Origin of the sequence: Pimelobacter sp. 30-1 (assembly GCF_018831735.1) — a bacterium.
Taxonomy (GTDB): domain Bacteria; phylum Actinomycetota; class Actinomycetes; order Propionibacteriales; family Nocardioidaceae; genus Nocardioides.
In genome coordinates this window covers 69,129-84,171 of record NZ_NHTS01000016.1, presented here as the reverse complement: position 1 = coordinate 84,171, position 15,043 = coordinate 69,129, and the positions used below count along the sequence as shown (strand labels likewise).

The window sequence follows — 15,043 nt, the reverse complement described above, 5'->3', positions numbered from 1 at the left end:
CCGGCCGCTGTCGGGGTCATGAACACGGACTCCCAGGACTCGGGCACCCACACCATCCCCTGCTGCTTCCGGCGCATCGCCGCCGGCGCCGGGCTCGCGCTCGGTATCGCTTCGCTCGCCGTCGGGCTGGGCGGGCCGTCCAGTGCTTCGGCTCCGCTGACCTGTCTCGGCGAGAGCGTCACGATCACCGGGTCCGACGGGTCGGACACCCTCGTCGGCACCCCGGGCAACGACGTGGTGCTGCTGGGAGGGGGCGACGATGTCTTCCACGGGCTCGGCGGCAACGACCTCATCTGCGGTGGCACCGGGGACGACGTGATCGTGGGTGGCGACGGCCACGACGTGATCGACGGCGAAGCCGGCGCCGACCGGATCGACGCCGGTGACGGCAACGACTGGGTGCGGACCTTCGAGGGCGACGACCTTGTCACGACGGGGGCTGGGCGCGACAGGGTCTACGTCAGGTCACCCGGCGCCCGGATCGACACGGGCGCCGGCAACGACTACGTCAGCGCGGAGTACCTCACCACCACCTTGGTCCTGGGGGAGGGGGACGACAGCGTGCGCCTGGTCCGGACCTCGGGCAAGGTCCGTGGTGGCCCGGGCAACGACACCTTCACCGTCTCGGAACGCATGAAGGGCGGACCGCCCGGGCTCAACACGTCCACGACCTCCACGATCCAGGGCGGCACCGGCACCGACTACCTCCGGATGCACACGGCAGGGGCGCGTGTCGACCTCGCCGCCCAGCGGGCGCGCTGGGCAGACGGGCGGATCGCCCTCGCCAGCATCGAGCGGGTCAGGGGCAGCGTCCGGGCCGACGTCATCCTGGGCGGGCCCGGGGCCGACGCGCTCGACGGCAACGGGGGAGCGGACGTGATCCAGGGACGTGGCGGCAACGACCGGATCGTGGGCGGCCTGGGCTACGACATCGCCGACGGCGGCCCCGGCCGCGACCGCTGCTCGGCCGAGCAGAAGCGGTCCTGCTGAGCCTCCGGGGGACGGTCGAGCGGGGCCGTCCCCCGGAGGTTTGACCCTGGCGAGCCGAAGTGGGACTCTTGTAGACGGCCCCCCTCGGGCTGACACCCTGTCGAACCGGAAGGCTCACTTCATGGCCAAGGCGCTGATCGGTCACCTGAACAGCGACCTCCGCGACCCCCGTCTCGCCGTCGAGAATGCTCGTCTGCGCAACCGGGTCGCCGAGCTGGAGTCCCTCGTCCTTCGCCTCTCGGAGGAGAACGACAAGTTGATGTCGGCCCGCGCGGCCGAGATCCTGACCGGCGACGCGCAGGAGATGCAGCCGGCCTGACCCCGGACTCCGACGACGAGCTCCCGTCGTCGCCCAGGTGCACCACACCACGGACCACCCTCGCCGTACGGCGCCGGGTGGTCCGACTGGTTTTCCGGCCCCGGCAATTGATTGGCGCCGGGGCCGGGTGCGGGCATAGCGTCTCGACCTTGTGGGCCGGGTGATCGAAGCAGTCGCGCCGGCCCGGCTCGGCCCGGGCTTCCGGCACCTCATGGCGTCGGCCTGGGTGAGCAACCTGGGCGACGGGATCGCGCTGGCCGCCGGGCCGCTGCTGGTGGCCTCCCAGACGCGCTCGCCGGCGCTGGTGTCGATGGCGATGCTGCTCGTCGGGCTGCCCTGGCTGCTGTTCGGGCTGCTCGCCGGGGCGGTCGCCGACCGGGTCGACCGGTTGCGGATGGTGGTCGTCGCGAACCTGCTGCGGTCGGTGGTCCTCGCGGTGCTCTGCGTGACGATCGTGACCGGGGTCGTGAACATCGCGCTGGTGCTGGGCGCGATGTTCCTGCTGGGGACCGCGGAGGTGTTCGCCGACACGGCGTACCGGACCTTCCTGCCGATGCTGGTCGACAAGGCGGACCTCGGTATCGCCAACGCGCGGCTGCAGGCGGGGTTCATCACGCTCAACCAGTTCGCGGGGGCGCCGCTGGGTGCGGCGTTGTTCGCGGTCGGGATGGCGGTGCCGTTCGGGGCCCAGATCCTGTGCGGGCTGCTGGGGGTCGTGCTGGCGACCCGGATCGCGCTGCCGCCGGGGCCGGTGCGCGGCGAGGTCGACACCCACGTGCTGCGCGACATCGGCGAGGGGCTGCGCTGGCTGATGGGCAATGCGCCGGTCCGCACGCTGGCGCTGGTCATCGTCACGTTCAACATCACCTGGGCGGCGGCGTGGTCGATCCTGGTGCTGTACTCGCTCGACGTCCTCCACATGGGCCCGATCGGCTACGGCCTGCTCACCAGCGCCGCGGCGGCGGGCGGCCTGGTCGGCACCTTCCTGTACGGCTGGCTGGAGCGGCACGTCCCGCTGGCCACGCTGATGCGCGCTTGCCTGAGCCTCGAGGTGGTCATGCACCTCGGCTTCGCGGTGACCCGGGTGCCCTGGGTCGCGGTGCTCATCATGTTCGGGTTCGGGGTCTACGCGTTCGCGTGGGGGACGCTCTCGCAGGCGGTACGCCAGCGCGCGGTCCCGATGGATTTCCAGGGCCGGGTGGGCTCGGTCTACAGCGTCTCGATCTTCGGCGGCACCGTGATCGGCAGCGGGCTGGGCGGGCTGATCGCGCAGCACGGGGGAGTGCTGGCGCCGTTCTGGTTCGCGTTCGTGGGCTCGGGGGTGACGCTCGCGCTCGTGTGGCGCCAGCTGGGGCACATCGCGCACGCCGACGACGGCGTCCCCGGGGTGCAGCGATCCGTCGGCCCCGCGGGGTAGCCTGAGACCCGCCGAGCTTCCCCCGCGTCGGACCCGACCTGACCGACCCCGAAGGGAGCCTGCGTGTATCTGAAGAGCCTGACCCTCAAGGGGTTCAAGTCCTTCGCGTCCGCGACCACCCTCCAGCTCGAGCCCGGCATCACGTGCATCGTCGGCCCCAACGGCTCCGGCAAGTCCAATGTCGTCGACGCCCTCGCATGGGTGATGGGCGAGGCGAGCGCCAAGAGCCTGCGCGGCGGCAAGATGGACGACGTCATCTTCGCCGGTACGTCGGGCCGCCCGCCGCTGGGCCGGGCCGAGGTCGTGCTGACCATCGACAACACCGACGGCGCGCTGCCGATCGAGTACTCCGAGGTCACGATCAGCCGGACCATGTTCCGCACCGGCGGCTCCGAGTACGCCATCAACGGCACCACGTGCCGGCTGCTCGACGTCCAGGAGCTCCTCAGCGACTCCGGCATCGGCCGCGAGATGCACGTCATCGTCGGCCAGGGCCAGCTCGACCAGATCCTGCACGCGACGCCGGAGGACCGGCGCGGGTTCATCGAGGAGGCCGCCGGCGTCCTCAAGCACCGCAAGCGCAAGGAGAAGGCGCTCCGCAAGCTCGACTCCACCGAGGGCAACCTCAACCGGCTCAACGACCTGCTCAGCGAGATCCGGCGCCAGCTCAAGCCGCTGGGCCGGCAGGCCGAGGTGGCCCGCCGGGCGGCGACGGTCCAGGCGGACGTCCGCGACGCCAAGGCCCGGCTGCTGGCCGACGACCTGGTGACCGCGCGGACGTCGCTGGAGCAGGAGCTCGCCGACGAGAGCGTGCTGCTCCAGCGCCGCGAGGAGGTCGAGACCGCGATCGCGACCGCGCGCGAGCAGGAGACCGCGCTCGAGGCCGCGCTGCGCGAGGACCTCCCGGCGCTGTCCGCCGCCCAGGAGACGCTGTCCTCCCTCCAGGCGCTGCGCGAGCGCTTCCGCGGCACCCAGAGCCTGGCCGCCGAGCGGGTCCGCAACGCCGCCGGCGTCGCCGAGGCCGAGGTCGAGACCGGCCGCGATCCCGACGAGCTCGACGCCGAGGCCGCCCGCTTGGCCGCCCACGAGGCCGAGATCACCGCGCTCGTCACCGACCAGCAGGCCGCGCTCGAGGCCGCCGTCGCGGCCCGGCGCGAGTCCGAGGACGCCGCCGCCGCCGAGGAGCGCCGGGTCGCCGGCCTGCTCCGGGCCGCCGCCGACCGGCGCGAGGGCCTGGCCCGGCTCCACGGCCAGGTCAACACGCTGCGCTCGCGAGCCACCGCCGCCGAGGAGGAGATCGGCCGCCTCGAGTCGGCCCGTACCGACGCGATCGCGCGCGCCGAGCGCTCCCAGCGCGACTTCACCGCCCTCGAGACCCAGGTCGCCGGCCTCGACGCCGGTGAGGAGGGCCTCGACGCCGAGCACGAGGCGGCCGTCGCCTCCTTCGACGACCTCGAGGACCGCCTCGCCAAGGTCCGCGAGGAGGCCCAGCAGGCCGACCGCGACAAGGCCGGCCTCAGCGCCCGCAAGGAGGCGCTCGAGCTCGGCCTCGCCCGCAAGGACGGCGCCGGCGCCCTCCTGGCCGCCAGCGACGAGATCTCCGGCCTGCTCGGTTCGGTGGCCGCGCTGGTCACCGTCCGCTCGGGGTACGAGGGCGCCGTGGCCGCCGCCCTGGGCGCGGCCGCCGACGCGGTCGCCGTCACCGACGCCGACACCGCCGTCGCCGCGATCCACCACCTCAAGGCCGACGACCTCGGCCGCGCCGGGCTGCTGCTCGGCGGGTTCGGCGGTGCCGACGCCGAGACGCCCGCGTCCTGGCCGGCGCTGCCCCCCGGGACGGCGTACGCCGCGACGGTGGTCGACTGCCCCGCCCCGGTCCGCCCGGCCCTCAACCGCCTGCTGCGCAAGGTCGCCGTCGTCGACGACCTCCCCGCCGCACGCGCGCTCGTCGCCGACCTGGCCGACGTCGTCGCGGTGACCCGCGACGGCGACCTGTTCGGCGCCCACTTCGCCTCCGGTGGCTCCCACGCGACCCAGAGCCTGATCGAGATCCAGGCCGCCGTCGACGAGGCCACCGAGTCGCTCGCCGAGGCCGTCGCCGCCGCCGAGCGCCTCTCCTTCGACCTGGCCCGGATCGAGAACGAGCGGGCCGAGGCCAAGCAGCGCGTCGACGTCGCGCTCGCCCGCCTCCACGAGTCCGACGCCACCCTCGCCGCCGTCGCCGAGGAGCTCGGCCAGCACGGCTCGCTCGCCCGCGCCGCCCGCGCCGAGGCCGAGCGGATGACCGAGGCGATCGCCCAGGCCGAGACCTCCCGCGAGCAGGCCCTGGTCGGCCTCGCCGAGCTGGAGCAGCGCCTCGCGAGCGCCGAGCAGGACACCGACGAGGAGCCCGACACCACCGAGCAGGAGCGGCTGGTCGAGGCCACCCGCAACGCCCGGCAGTCCGAGATGGAGGCCCGGCTCGCGCTGCGCACCTCCGAGGAGCGCGGCCGCGCCCTGCACGGCCGGGTCGAGGGCATGCGCAAGGCCGCCGAGGCCGAGCGGGTCTCCCGCGCCCGCGCCGCCGAGCGCCGCGAGCGGCTGCTCACCGAGGGCCGGGCCGGCCAGGCGGTCGCCACCGCGGTCACCTTCGTGCTGGCGCGCCTGGAGTCGTCGATCGACGAGGCCACCGGACGCCGTACGGCAGTCGAGGACTCGCGCCGCGGCCGCGAGCACGAGCTCATGGGCGTGCGCCAGGCGCTGCGCGACCTCGGCAAGGAGCACGGCGAGCTGATCAGCTCGGTGCACCGCGACGAGATGGCCCGCGCCCAGCAGCGGATGCGGATCGAGCAGATCGAGACCAAGGCGCTCGAGGAGCTCGGCCTCGAGCCCGACGGCCTCGTCGCCGACTACGGCCCCGACCAGCCGGTCCCGGTGCTCGAGCCCGCGGTCGCCGTCCAGGCCGACGCGGACGCCGGTGCCGGCGACGGCCCAGGTGACGCCGACGAGGCGGATGACGTACCGCGCACCGTGCCCTACGTCCGCGACGAGCAGGTCAAGCGCCTCAAGTCCGCCGAGAAGGCGCTCTCGATGCTCGGCAAGGTCAACCCGCTGGCGCTCGAGGAGTTCTCCGCGATGGAGGAGCGCCACCAGTTCCTCTCCGAGCAGCTCGAGGACCTGCGCCAGACCCGCAAGGACCTCCTCGACATCGTCAAGGACGTCGACGTCCGCGTCGAGGCCGTCTTCACCGAGGCCTACGCCGACGTGACCAAGGCCTTCGACCAGACCTTCGCCCGGCTCTTCCCCGGTGGCGAGGGCCGCCTGGTCCTCACCGACCCGGCCAACATGCTCACCACCGGCATCGAGGTCGAGGCCCGCCCGCCCGGCAAGAAGGTCAAGCGCCTCTCGCTGCTCTCCGGCGGCGAGCGCTCGCTGGTCGCGGTCGCCTTCCTGGTCGCGCTGTTCAAGGCCCGCCCCTCGCCGTTCTACATCCTCGACGAGGTCGAGGCCGCGCTCGACGACACCAACCTGGGCCGGCTCCTGGAGATCTACGAGGAGCTGCGCGAGAACTCCCAGCTCCTCGTCATCACCCACCAGAAGCGCACCATGGAGGTCGGCGACGCCCTCTACGGCGTCACCATGCGGGGCGACGGCGTGTCCGCGGTGATCAGCCAGCGGTTGCGGGACGAGTCCGCGTGACGCAGGCCGTCCGGGTCCGGAGCAGCCCAGGCGCCTACGGGTTGCACGGTGCCTTCGGGCTCGCCTTCCTCCTGATGGCCTGGTCCGTCGACTACCCGCTGATCGGCTACGCACCGGGCGCGCTCCTGCTGCTGCGGTCGCACTGGATGTGGCGGTGGCCGTACGTCGAGGTGCACCGCGACGAGGTGCTGGTCCGTGACGGCTACCTCCTGCCGCGGGCCCGCCGGGTGCCGATCGGGCCCGGTGATCGCCTCGAGCTCGACGGCACCACCCTGCAGATCCAGCCGGGCGGCCGTGAGGTCGTCCGCCTGCGTGCGCTCGACGGGATCCTCGCGGCCGACCGGGAGGCCCTGCGTCGCGCCCTGACCGACGACAACAGGAGTCTCACCCCGTGACGACCGCTCCCGACCGCACCCGCCCCGACCGCTCCGCCTACCGCGCCTGGCGTACGGCGACGACCCGCTGGTCCGACGACGACGTCTACGGCCACCTCAACAACGCCCGCTACTTCGACCTCATCGACACCGCCGTCAACGCCCACCTGCACGACGCCACCGGCACCGACATCCGGCGGCTGCCCGCGATCGGCGTGGTGGCCGAGGTGTCGTGCCGCTACTTCGCCGAGATGGGCTACCCGCGCCCGATCGAGATGGGCCTGGCCGTCGAGCGGCTGGGGACCTCCTCGGTCGTCTACCGGATCGGGCTGTTCCAGGGCGACCCCGAGGGCGAGGGTGCGCTGGCGTGCGCCGAGGGCCGCTTCGTCCACGTGTACGTCGACGACACCGACCCCGCGCGCCGCCCGACCCCGGTGCCGGACCTCATCCGCGAGGCGCTCGCGCCGCTCGTGGTGTGACCTCGGCCTCTCCGGCGCCGCCCGCGGGCGAGCCGGGGCCGAGCGGTGTGGACCGCCGAGGCAGGATGGGGACGGACGGAGATCCCTACTCGGAGGAGTCGAAGTGCTGTTCGTCGTACTGGCGGTCCTGGTCAGCCTCGCGGTCGCGGGCGCCGTGGTCCTCTACGTCGCCTACCCCCACCGGGGCGAGCAGGTGCCGGGCGTGCCGTGGCTGGGTGATGCGATGGCCAAGGCGGCCGACGCCGCGCCTGTCATCGAGGACGAGGAGCGCGACGTCCTGCGGCTGAGGTAGGGCGTGCCTCTCGGGCCCGCGCCTGCTGCGCGGTGCCGGGGACTCGATCTGGCGGCGTTCTCGCCGACTCGACCCACCCTCGGCCCCGCCTGCGGCCCGCCTTCGCGACTCGGCCTTGCCAGATCGGCCGCCGACACCGCTCGCGACGGCGCGGACCCGAGCGCCACGCCCTAGCCCAGCCACCAGCCGATTCTGGCGCCCGGGCGCGCGCGTGATGGGATACCCCCATGCAGGAATGGGTCTACCTCGTCATCGGTATCGCCGTGGTCGGCGTCCTCGCGATCGCCGGCTTCGTCGGCACGCGCGTACGGCGTACCGGGCGGCTGCCCGAGGACACCTCGACCGACGTCATCACCACCCCGGTCGAGACGCCCCCGGCGTCCACCGAGGCACCGGCGGCCGAGGCCCCGGTCGAGGCGGAGCCGGAGCCCGAGCCGGCCGCCCCGGCGGTCGAGACGCCGGAGAAGCCGGCCTCCCGCCTGGTCCGGCTGCGCCAGCGCCTGGCCGGCTCCAACGCGCTGGGCCGGGGTCTGCTCGGTCTGCTGAGCCGTGACCAGCTCGACGAGGACACCTGGGAGGCGATGGAGGACCTGCTCCTCGCCGCCGACATCGGCGTCGCGCCCACCCAGGAGCTCGTCGAGCGCCTCCGTACCCGCCTGCGCGTCGAGGGCGGCTCGACCCCCGACGCCCGCACCGTGCTCCGCGAGGAGCTCATCAACCTGGTCGACCCGGCCATGGACCGTGCGCTCAAGGTCAGTGGCGAGGGCGACCAGCCCGGCGTCGTCCTGGTCGTCGGCGTCAACGGCACCGGCAAGACCACCACCGTCGGCAAGCTCGCCCGGATCCTCGTCGCCGACGAGCGCACCGCCCTCCTCGCCGCCGCCGACACCTTCCGCGCCGCCGCCACCGAGCAGCTCGCCACGTGGGGCGACCGGGTCGGCGTCGAGGTCGTCCGCGGCCCCGAGGGCGGCGACCCGGCCAGCGTCGCCTTCGACGCGGTCAAGCAGGGCATGGACCGCGGCGTCGACACCGTGGTCGTCGACACCGCCGGCCGCCTGCAGAACAAGCAGGGCCTCATGGACGAGCTCGGCAAGGTCAAGCGCGTCATCGAGAAGCAGGCCCCGGTCACCGAGGTGCTGCTCGTCCTCGACGCGACCACCGGCCAGAACGGCCTGATCCAGGCCAAGGTCTTCTCCGAGGTCGTCGACGTCACCGGCATCGTGCTGACCAAGCTCGACGGCTCGGCCAAGGGCGGCATCGTGGTCGCCGTCCAGCGCCAGCTCGGCGTACCGGTCAAGCTGGTCGGGCTGGGCGAGGGCCCCGACGACCTCGCGCCGTTCGACGCGGCCGCGTTCGTCGACGCGCTGCTGGGCTGAGGCCGATCCCGGCGGCGGCGCTCGCCGCCGCCGTCACCGGACCGTAACGACCCGGCCGCACTCGTTACGACCCCGAAACAAGCGGCCGCCCGCCCCGAAACCTCCCCGGCCGAGGGTCGGGGCATGGAAAACGGCTACTACACCTGGATGCTGGTGTCGGCCTCGCTCGTCCTGTTGATGACCGCCCCTGGCCTGGCGCTCTTCTACGGCGGCATGAGCCGGACCAAGTCAGTCCTCAACATGATGATGATGTCGTTCAGCGCCCTCGGGGTCGTCGGCATCGTCTACGCCCTCTGGGGCTGGTCGATGTCGTACAGCACGACGTTCCTCACCGCGGACGGCGCGGCCGGCAAGGAGATCGGCAAGCTCTTCTCCAACCCGTTCACGCAGTTCGGCCTGGAGAAGACCGACCCCGCCAACTACGTCTTCGTCGCCTTCCAGCTGACCTTCGCGGTGATCACAGCGGCGCTCATCAGCGGTGCGGTCGCGGACCGGATGAAGTTCTCGGCGTGGCTGGTCTTCCTGCCGATCTGGGTGACGCTGTCGTACTTCCCGCTGGCCCACATGGTGTGGGGCGGGGGCTTCCTCAGTGGGGTGAAGGGCGGTCTGGCCGACCTGCTCTTCTCCGGTGAGGACGGCGCGGCGGTCGCGCCGATCGACTACGCGGGCGGCACCGTGGTGCACATCAACGCCGGTGTCGCGGGTCTGGTGCTCGCGCTGATGCTGGGCAAGCGGATCGGGTTCGGCAAGGAGCCGATGAAGCCGCACAACCTGACGCTGACGATGATCGGCGCCGGTCTGCTCTGGTTCGGGTGGTTCGGGTTCAACGTGGGCTCGATCGTCAACCTCGACGACTACACGACCGAGACCGGCCTGGTCTGGCTCAACACGACGCTCGCCACCTGTGCGGCGATGATCGGCTGGCTCGCGATCGAGAAGCTCCGCGACGGGCACGCCACCTCGCTCGGTGCGGCCTCGGGTGTCGTCGCGGGTCTGGTCGCGATCACCCCGGCGTGCGGCAACCTCGTGCCCTGGAGCGCGATGGTGCTCGGCCTGGTCGCCGGCGGCCTGTGCGCCCTGGCGGTCGGCCTCAAGTACAAGCTCGGGTACGACGACTCGCTCGACGTCGTCGGCGTCCACCTGGTCGGCGGTCTGGTCGGGACGATCGGCGTCGGCTTCCTGGCCTCCAACAGCGGCGGACTCCTCACCGGCGGCGGTCCGAAGCAGCTGGTCGTGCAGGTCGTGGTCGCACTGTTCGCGATGGTCTGGTCGGCGATCGCCACGCTCGTGGTCGCGCTGCTGGTCAAGGCGGTCATCGGGCTCCGGCTCGACGACGAGTCCGAGGTCGAGGGCATCGACTACGCCGAGCACGGCGAGGCGGCGTACGACTTCGGCACGGGGGGCGGCGCCCGTCGTACCTCGTCGATCCTGGGCACGGCCTCGCCGGCGTCCGCACCCGCGCCCACCGCATCGGAGGTCAACGCATGAAGCTCGTCACCGCGGTCATCAAGCCGCACAAGTGGGAGGACGTCCGCGAGGCGCTGGAGGCGTTCGGCGTCGCGGGGATGACCGTCAGCGAGGTCTCCGGCTACGGCCGGCAGAAGGGTCACACGGAGGTCTACCGGGGCGCGGAGTACGACATCGCGCTGGTGCCGAAGATCCGGATCGAGATCGTCGTCGACGGGAGCGACGCCGCGGACGTGGTGGAGATCATCGCCAAGACCGCGCACACGGGCCGGATCGGCGACGGCAAGGTCTGGGTGAGCCCGGTCGACACGGTCGTCCGGGTACGGACTGGGGACAAGGACACCGCCGCGCTGTGAGGCCCACGAGGCCGGGGTCCGCCGTCGGCGGACCCCGGCTTCACCCATGTGTAACGCTCTCGGGAAGACCTGTTACACCCGCGAAACAAAGCGCCCGCACAGTGGGCGGATGCCCGATCTGCTCCTCGCCTCCGCCCCGGCGACCGCCGCCGGCGACACCGCCTGGCTGCTCGCCGCCGCGGCGCTGGTGCTGCTCATGGCGCCGGGTCTCGCCTTCTTCTACGGCGGGATGGTCCGCTCCAAGAGCGTGCTCAACATGATGATGATGGTCTTCGGGGCGCTCGCCGTGGTGATGGTGGTGTGGGTGCTCGTCGGCTACTCCCTCGCCTTCGGCGACGACCTCGGCGGCGGTCTGCTGGGGGACCCGACCCAGTACCTCGGCTTCCGGGACATGCTGGCTCCGGATCCCGACGCGGCGTACCCGATCACGATCTTCGCCGCCTTCCAGGGCCTGTTCGCGGTGATCACGGTCGGCCTCATCGCCGGCGCGATCGCCGACCGGACCCGGTTCGGTACCTGGCTGCTGTTCGCCGGGCTGTGGACGGTGCTGGTCTACGCGCCGGTCGCGCACTGGATCTTCGGCGGCGGCTGGATGCAGGAGCGCCTGGGCGCCCTCGACTTCGCCGGCGGTACGGCGGTCGAGATCAACTCCGGAGCCGCCGGTCTCGCCGCTGCGCTCGTGCTCGGCCGCCGGGTCGGCTTCGGCCGGGACCCGATGAAGCCGCACAACCTGACCCTCGTCATGGTCGGTGCGGGTCTGCTGTGGTTCGGCTGGTTCGGGTTCAACGCCGGCTCTGCGCTGGCCGCCGACAACACCGCGGCGATCGTCTTCGTCAACACGCTGCTGGCCGGGTGCACGGGCCTGCTGGCCTGGCTCGGGGTCGAGCGCTTCCGCGACGGCCACGCGACGTCGTTCGGCGCCGCCTCGGGTGTCGTTGCCGGTCTGGTCGCGATCACCCCGTCGTGCGGCGCGGTGACGCCCATCGGCGCGATGCTCGTCGGCGTCGCGGCTGGTGCGATCTGCGCGCTGGCGGTCGGCCTCAAGTACACCTTCCGGTACGACGACTCGCTCGACGTCGTCGGCGTCCACCTGGTCGGCGGTCTGGTCGGCACGATCCTCATCGGCCTGCTCGCCTCGACCTCGGTGACTGGCGTCGACGGCCTGTTCTACGGCGGCGGCACCGGCCAGCTGGGCCGCCAGCTCGTGGCGGCCGGGGCCACGCTGGTGTTCTCGTTCGCGATGACCGCGCTGCTCGTGTGGGTGCTGGAGAAGACGGTCGGCTTCCGGGTCGACCCGGAGCACGAGGTGGCCGGCGTCGACCTGGCCATCCACGCCGAGACGGCGTACGACCTGCACACGACCGGTGGTGCTCGCCCCCATTTCGGTCCCGGGACTGGCACGCTGCACCCATGAAGCTGATCAGCGCGGTGGTCAAGCCGCACAAGTGGGAGGACGTCCGCCAGGCGCTGGAGGTCGTCGGCGTCACCGGGATGACCGTCAGCGAGGTGAGCGGCTACGGCCGGCAGAAGGGCCACACCGAGGTCTACCGCGGCGCCGAGTACGACATCGCGATGGTGCCCAAGGTGCGCATCGAGATCGTCGCCGACGACGCCGACGTCGACCGGATCGTCGAGACCATCACCACCGCCGCCCAGACCGGGCGCGTGGGCGACGGCAAGATCTGGGTGACCCCGGTCGAGTCCGTGGTCCGGGTCCGTACCGGCGACACCGGACCGGCCGCGGTCTAGCCCGCCCCAGGACCTGGATGACCGCCGCCGACCGCGCCGCCCGTACCGAGGCCGCCGACCTCCTCGCCCGCAGCGCGTACGACGGCGCGGGTGGTGCCGACGCCGGGACCGCCCTCGTCGCGGTGGGCGGCTACGGCCGGGGCGAGCTGGCGCCGTACTCGGACCTGGACCTGGTGCTCGTCGCCGACGAGGGACTGCCCGAGGACCAGTGGCGCGAGCTCGCCGGTCAGGTCTGGTACCCGCTGTGGGACTCGGGGCACCAGATCGACCACTCGGTGCGCACGCTGCCCGAGATGCTGGCCGCGGCCGAGGGGGACGTCCGGGTCGCCTCGGGGCTGCTCGACGTGCGCCACGTCGCGGGCGACCACAGCCTCGCGCTGCGCCTGCGCACGACCGTCCTGGCCCACTGGCGGCGCCAGGCCCGGGAGCGGCTGCCCGAGCTGCACGAGCTGGTCCGCAGCCGGCACCGGCTCGTCGGCGAGCTCGCGCACCTCTCGCTGCCGGACCTCAAGGAGGCCGAGGGCGGCCTGCGTGACGCGACGGTGCTCAAGAGCCTGACCGCGACCTGGCTGGTCGACGTACCGGCGGCGGACCTGGAGCGGTGCCGCCAGCAGCTCCTCGACGTCCGCGACCTGCTGCACGCCGCGGCGGGCCGGGCCACCGACCGGATCGCGCCCGAGCACTGGGCGCCGCTCGCCGAGGGGCTCGCACTGCCGGACGAGGCGTCGGCTCAGCGCTACGTGCGTGAGCTGGGACGCCGAGTCACCCACCTGTCGCGGCTGGCCTGGCGGCGTACCGACGACGCGCTGCGCCGGACGTCGGCCGCGCGACCCCGGCGGCCCGAGCTGACCCGGCTCGCGCCCGGCGTCGCGCTGTCCCAGGGCGAGGTCGTGCTCGACCGCGGCGCCCAGCCCGAGCGCGACCCCGTGCTCCTGCTGCGGGCGGCGGCCGAGGCCGCGGTGCGCGACGTCGTGCTCGCCCCGCCGACCGCGGCCCGCCTGGTCCGCGACTGCCCGCCGCTGCCCGAGCCGTGGCCCGACGAGGCCCGTCGCCAGCTGGTCCGCCTGCTCGCGGCCGGCCCCGGGCTGCTCGCCGTGTGGGAGACGCTCGACGAGACCGGTGCGCTCGACCGGATCCTGCCCGAGTGGGAGCGGATCCGGCTGCTCCCGCACGCCTCGGTCATCCACCGCTTCACCGTCGACCGGCACGTCGTCGAGACCTGCGTCGAGGCGGCGGCGCTGATCCGCGACGTCTCGCGCCCCGACGTGCTCGTCGTCGCGGCGCTGCTGCACGACATCGGCAAGGGCGGGCTGACCGAGCACAGCGTGGCCGGCGCCCCGATCGCCCGGGCGATCGCGGTGCGGATGGGCTTCGGTCCCGACGAGGCCGAGCTGATCGCGCGGCTCGTGCGCTGGCACCTGCTGCTCGCCGACGTCGCGACCACCCGCGACCCCGACGACCCGGCCACCGTCGAGGCCCTCACCGAGCACATCGACACCCCCGAGGCGCTCGCCCTGCTCACCGCGCTGACCGAGGCTGACGCCAAGGCCGCCTCGCCCAAGGCCTGGTCGTCGTGGCGGGCCGGGCTCGTGCTCGACCTGGCCCGGCGGGCCCGGGCGGTGCTGGAGCGGGGGAGCGCGCCGCCCGCCTTCGGCGACGAGGAGGTCCCGGTCCCGGCCGAGGTCGCCGACGGCGAGGTCGCGATCAGCGTCGAACCGGTCGCCGACGGCTCCCGGGTGACCGTGGTGGCGCTCGACCGGGTGGGCCTGCTCGCCGACGTGGCCGCGCTGTTCGCGCTGCGCCGGGTCGGGATCCGCGCCGCGCGGCTGTGGGCGCAGGGGGAGCACGCCGTCTCGGTCTGGGACGTCGACGCCGACCACCTCGACGTCGGTGCGCTGCGCGACCAGCTCGACGCGATCGTCGCGCGCCGGGTCGACCCGGCCGAGCGGCTCGCGCCCCGGCGCTCGCCCGGGGACCTCGACCCGGCGGTCGTCGTACGGCCGGAGGCGAGCGACCACGCGACCGTCATCGAGGTACGGGCGGCCGACCGGCTCGGCGTCGTGCACCAGGTCAGCGCGGCGCTCGCAGCGCTCGACATGACCGTGCGCTCGGCGCACATCTCCACGCTCGGACCGCAGGCGGTCGACGTGTTCTACGTGCAGGAGGCGGCGGCCGGCGGGCTCTCGGACACCCGGGCGGCCGAGGCCGCGCACGCCGTACGCCGGGCGCTCAGAGGCCCTTCTTGACCCTCACGACGCCCTTGGCCAGGTCGACGCGGACCGGCCGGTCGTCATCGTCGGGGTTGGGCGTGACCGCGCCCTGGTTGTCGTGCGACTTCAGGTCCCGGTCGGCCCGGGCACGTGCGGGGTCGAAGACGTCGATGAAGTTGCCCATGCCGTCGGCCACGCCGCTGCCGGTCGGGCCGCCGCTGCGCAGCGTCCGGTGGCCCGCGAGGATGACGAGCACGAGCAGCAGGACGCCCGCTCCGGCGAAGACGGCGACGGTCATGCGGGGGAGTCTACGTCCCTCAACTAGAGTGGAGCCCG

General features: G+C 73.3%; 14 protein-coding genes. 13 read left to right on the top strand and 1 reads right to left on the bottom strand.

All coding sequences use genetic code 11. From position 1 onward, the window contains the following. Window positions 1-18 precede the first annotated feature (18 nt). The 13 genes from CCO04_RS26735 (at window position 19) to CCO04_RS26675 (ending at window position 14,743) form a co-directional block, all read left to right on the top strand. On the top strand, window positions 19-990 hold the full coding sequence (locus tag CCO04_RS26735) for a calcium-binding protein (RefSeq protein WP_215817233.1): 972 nt from the start codon (window positions 19-21) through the stop codon (window positions 988-990). Window positions 991-1,111: 121 nt separating this feature from the next. After that, entirely contained in the window at window positions 1,112-1,309 is a 198-nt protein-coding gene (locus CCO04_RS26730) for a hypothetical protein (RefSeq protein ID WP_038680294.1), read from the top strand. A gap of 160 nt (window positions 1,310-1,469) precedes the next feature. Next, window positions 1,470-2,726: an MFS transporter gene (locus tag CCO04_RS26725; RefSeq protein ID WP_308281563.1), complete on the top strand. Its 1,257-nt coding sequence runs from the start codon at window positions 1,470-1,472 to the stop codon at window positions 2,724-2,726. A 63-nt stretch (window positions 2,727-2,789) separates the two neighbouring features. Then, window positions 2,790-6,404, top strand: a complete 3,615-nt coding sequence (smc, locus tag CCO04_RS26720) for a chromosome segregation protein SMC (RefSeq protein WP_215817231.1) — start codon at window positions 2,790-2,792, stop codon at window positions 6,402-6,404. Then, window positions 6,401-6,799, top strand: a complete 399-nt coding sequence (locus CCO04_RS26715) for a hypothetical protein (RefSeq protein ID WP_215817230.1) — start codon at window positions 6,401-6,403, stop codon at window positions 6,797-6,799. Before smc ends, CCO04_RS26715 begins: the two co-directional genes overlap by 4 nt. After that, window positions 6,796-7,257 (top strand): thioesterase family protein, encoded by a 462-nt coding sequence (locus tag CCO04_RS26710; RefSeq protein WP_215817229.1) that lies wholly within the window; start codon window positions 6,796-6,798, stop codon window positions 7,255-7,257. The genes CCO04_RS26715 and CCO04_RS26710 overlap by 4 nt, the downstream gene beginning before the upstream one ends. 103 nt (window positions 7,258-7,360) lie before the next feature. Continuing rightward, window positions 7,361-7,549 (top strand): hypothetical protein, encoded by a 189-nt coding sequence (locus CCO04_RS26705; protein ID WP_215817228.1) that lies wholly within the window; start codon window positions 7,361-7,363, stop codon window positions 7,547-7,549. Between the two features lie 227 nt (window positions 7,550-7,776). Continuing rightward, complete coding sequence (gene ftsY, locus CCO04_RS26700; RefSeq protein WP_215817227.1) at window positions 7,777-8,925, top strand: signal recognition particle-docking protein FtsY; 1,149 nt, start codon at window positions 7,777-7,779, stop codon at window positions 8,923-8,925. Window positions 8,926-9,048: 123 nt separating this feature from the next. Beyond that, window positions 9,049-10,413, top strand: a complete 1,365-nt coding sequence (locus CCO04_RS26695) for an ammonium transporter (protein ID WP_215817226.1) — start codon at window positions 9,049-9,051, stop codon at window positions 10,411-10,413. Next, window positions 10,410-10,748, top strand: coding sequence for a P-II family nitrogen regulator (locus CCO04_RS26690; protein WP_215817225.1), 339 nt, complete (start codon window positions 10,410-10,412; stop codon window positions 10,746-10,748). The genes CCO04_RS26695 and CCO04_RS26690 overlap by 4 nt, the downstream gene beginning before the upstream one ends. Window positions 10,749-10,857: 109 nt before the next feature. Beyond that, entirely contained in the window at window positions 10,858-12,162 is a 1,305-nt protein-coding gene (locus tag CCO04_RS26685) for an ammonium transporter (protein ID WP_215817224.1), read from the top strand. After that, window positions 12,159-12,497 (top strand): P-II family nitrogen regulator, encoded by a 339-nt coding sequence (locus CCO04_RS26680; RefSeq protein ID WP_038680281.1) that lies wholly within the window; start codon window positions 12,159-12,161, stop codon window positions 12,495-12,497. The genes CCO04_RS26685 and CCO04_RS26680 overlap by 4 nt, the downstream gene beginning before the upstream one ends. A gap of 17 nt (window positions 12,498-12,514) precedes the next feature. Then, the gene (locus tag CCO04_RS26675) at window positions 12,515-14,743 is read left to right on the top strand and encodes a [protein-PII] uridylyltransferase (protein WP_215817223.1); all 2,229 of its coding nucleotides are present in this window, start codon (window positions 12,515-12,517) and stop codon (window positions 14,741-14,743) included. On the opposite strand, the gene CCO04_RS26670 is transcribed toward CCO04_RS26675, so the two are convergent. Next, window positions 14,727-15,005: a hypothetical protein gene (locus CCO04_RS26670; protein WP_215817222.1), complete on the bottom strand. Its 279-nt coding sequence runs from the start codon at window positions 15,003-15,005 to the stop codon at window positions 14,727-14,729. The two genes, CCO04_RS26675 and CCO04_RS26670, sit on opposite strands and share 17 nt — an antisense overlap. Window positions 15,006-15,043 lie beyond the last annotated feature (38 nt).

Bases quoted from the DNA above. Each gene is read 5' to 3' on its own strand.
- CCO04_RS26675 (WP_215817223.1), top strand. From the start codon at position 12,515: ATGACCGCCGCCGACCGCGCCGCCCGTACCGAGGCCGCCGACCTCCTC.
- CCO04_RS26690 (WP_215817225.1), top strand. From the start codon at position 10,410: ATGAAGCTCGTCACCGCGGTCATCAAGCCGCACAAGTGGGAGGACGTC.
- CCO04_RS26685 (WP_215817224.1), top strand. From the start codon at position 10,858: ATGCCCGATCTGCTCCTCGCCTCCGCCCCGGCGACCGCCGCCGGCGAC.
- CCO04_RS26730 (WP_038680294.1), top strand. From the start codon at position 1,112: ATGGCCAAGGCGCTGATCGGTCACCTGAACAGCGACCTCCGCGACCCC.
- CCO04_RS26735 (WP_215817233.1), top strand. From the start codon at position 19: ATGAACACGGACTCCCAGGACTCGGGCACCCACACCATCCCCTGCTGC.
- ftsY (WP_215817227.1), top strand. From the start codon at position 7,777: ATGCAGGAATGGGTCTACCTCGTCATCGGTATCGCCGTGGTCGGCGTC.
- CCO04_RS26670 (WP_215817222.1), bottom strand. From the start codon at position 15,005: ATGACCGTCGCCGTCTTCGCCGGAGCGGGCGTCCTGCTGCTCGTGCTC.
- CCO04_RS26695 (WP_215817226.1), top strand. From the start codon at position 9,049: ATGGAAAACGGCTACTACACCTGGATGCTGGTGTCGGCCTCGCTCGTC.
- CCO04_RS26680 (WP_038680281.1), top strand. From the start codon at position 12,159: ATGAAGCTGATCAGCGCGGTGGTCAAGCCGCACAAGTGGGAGGACGTC.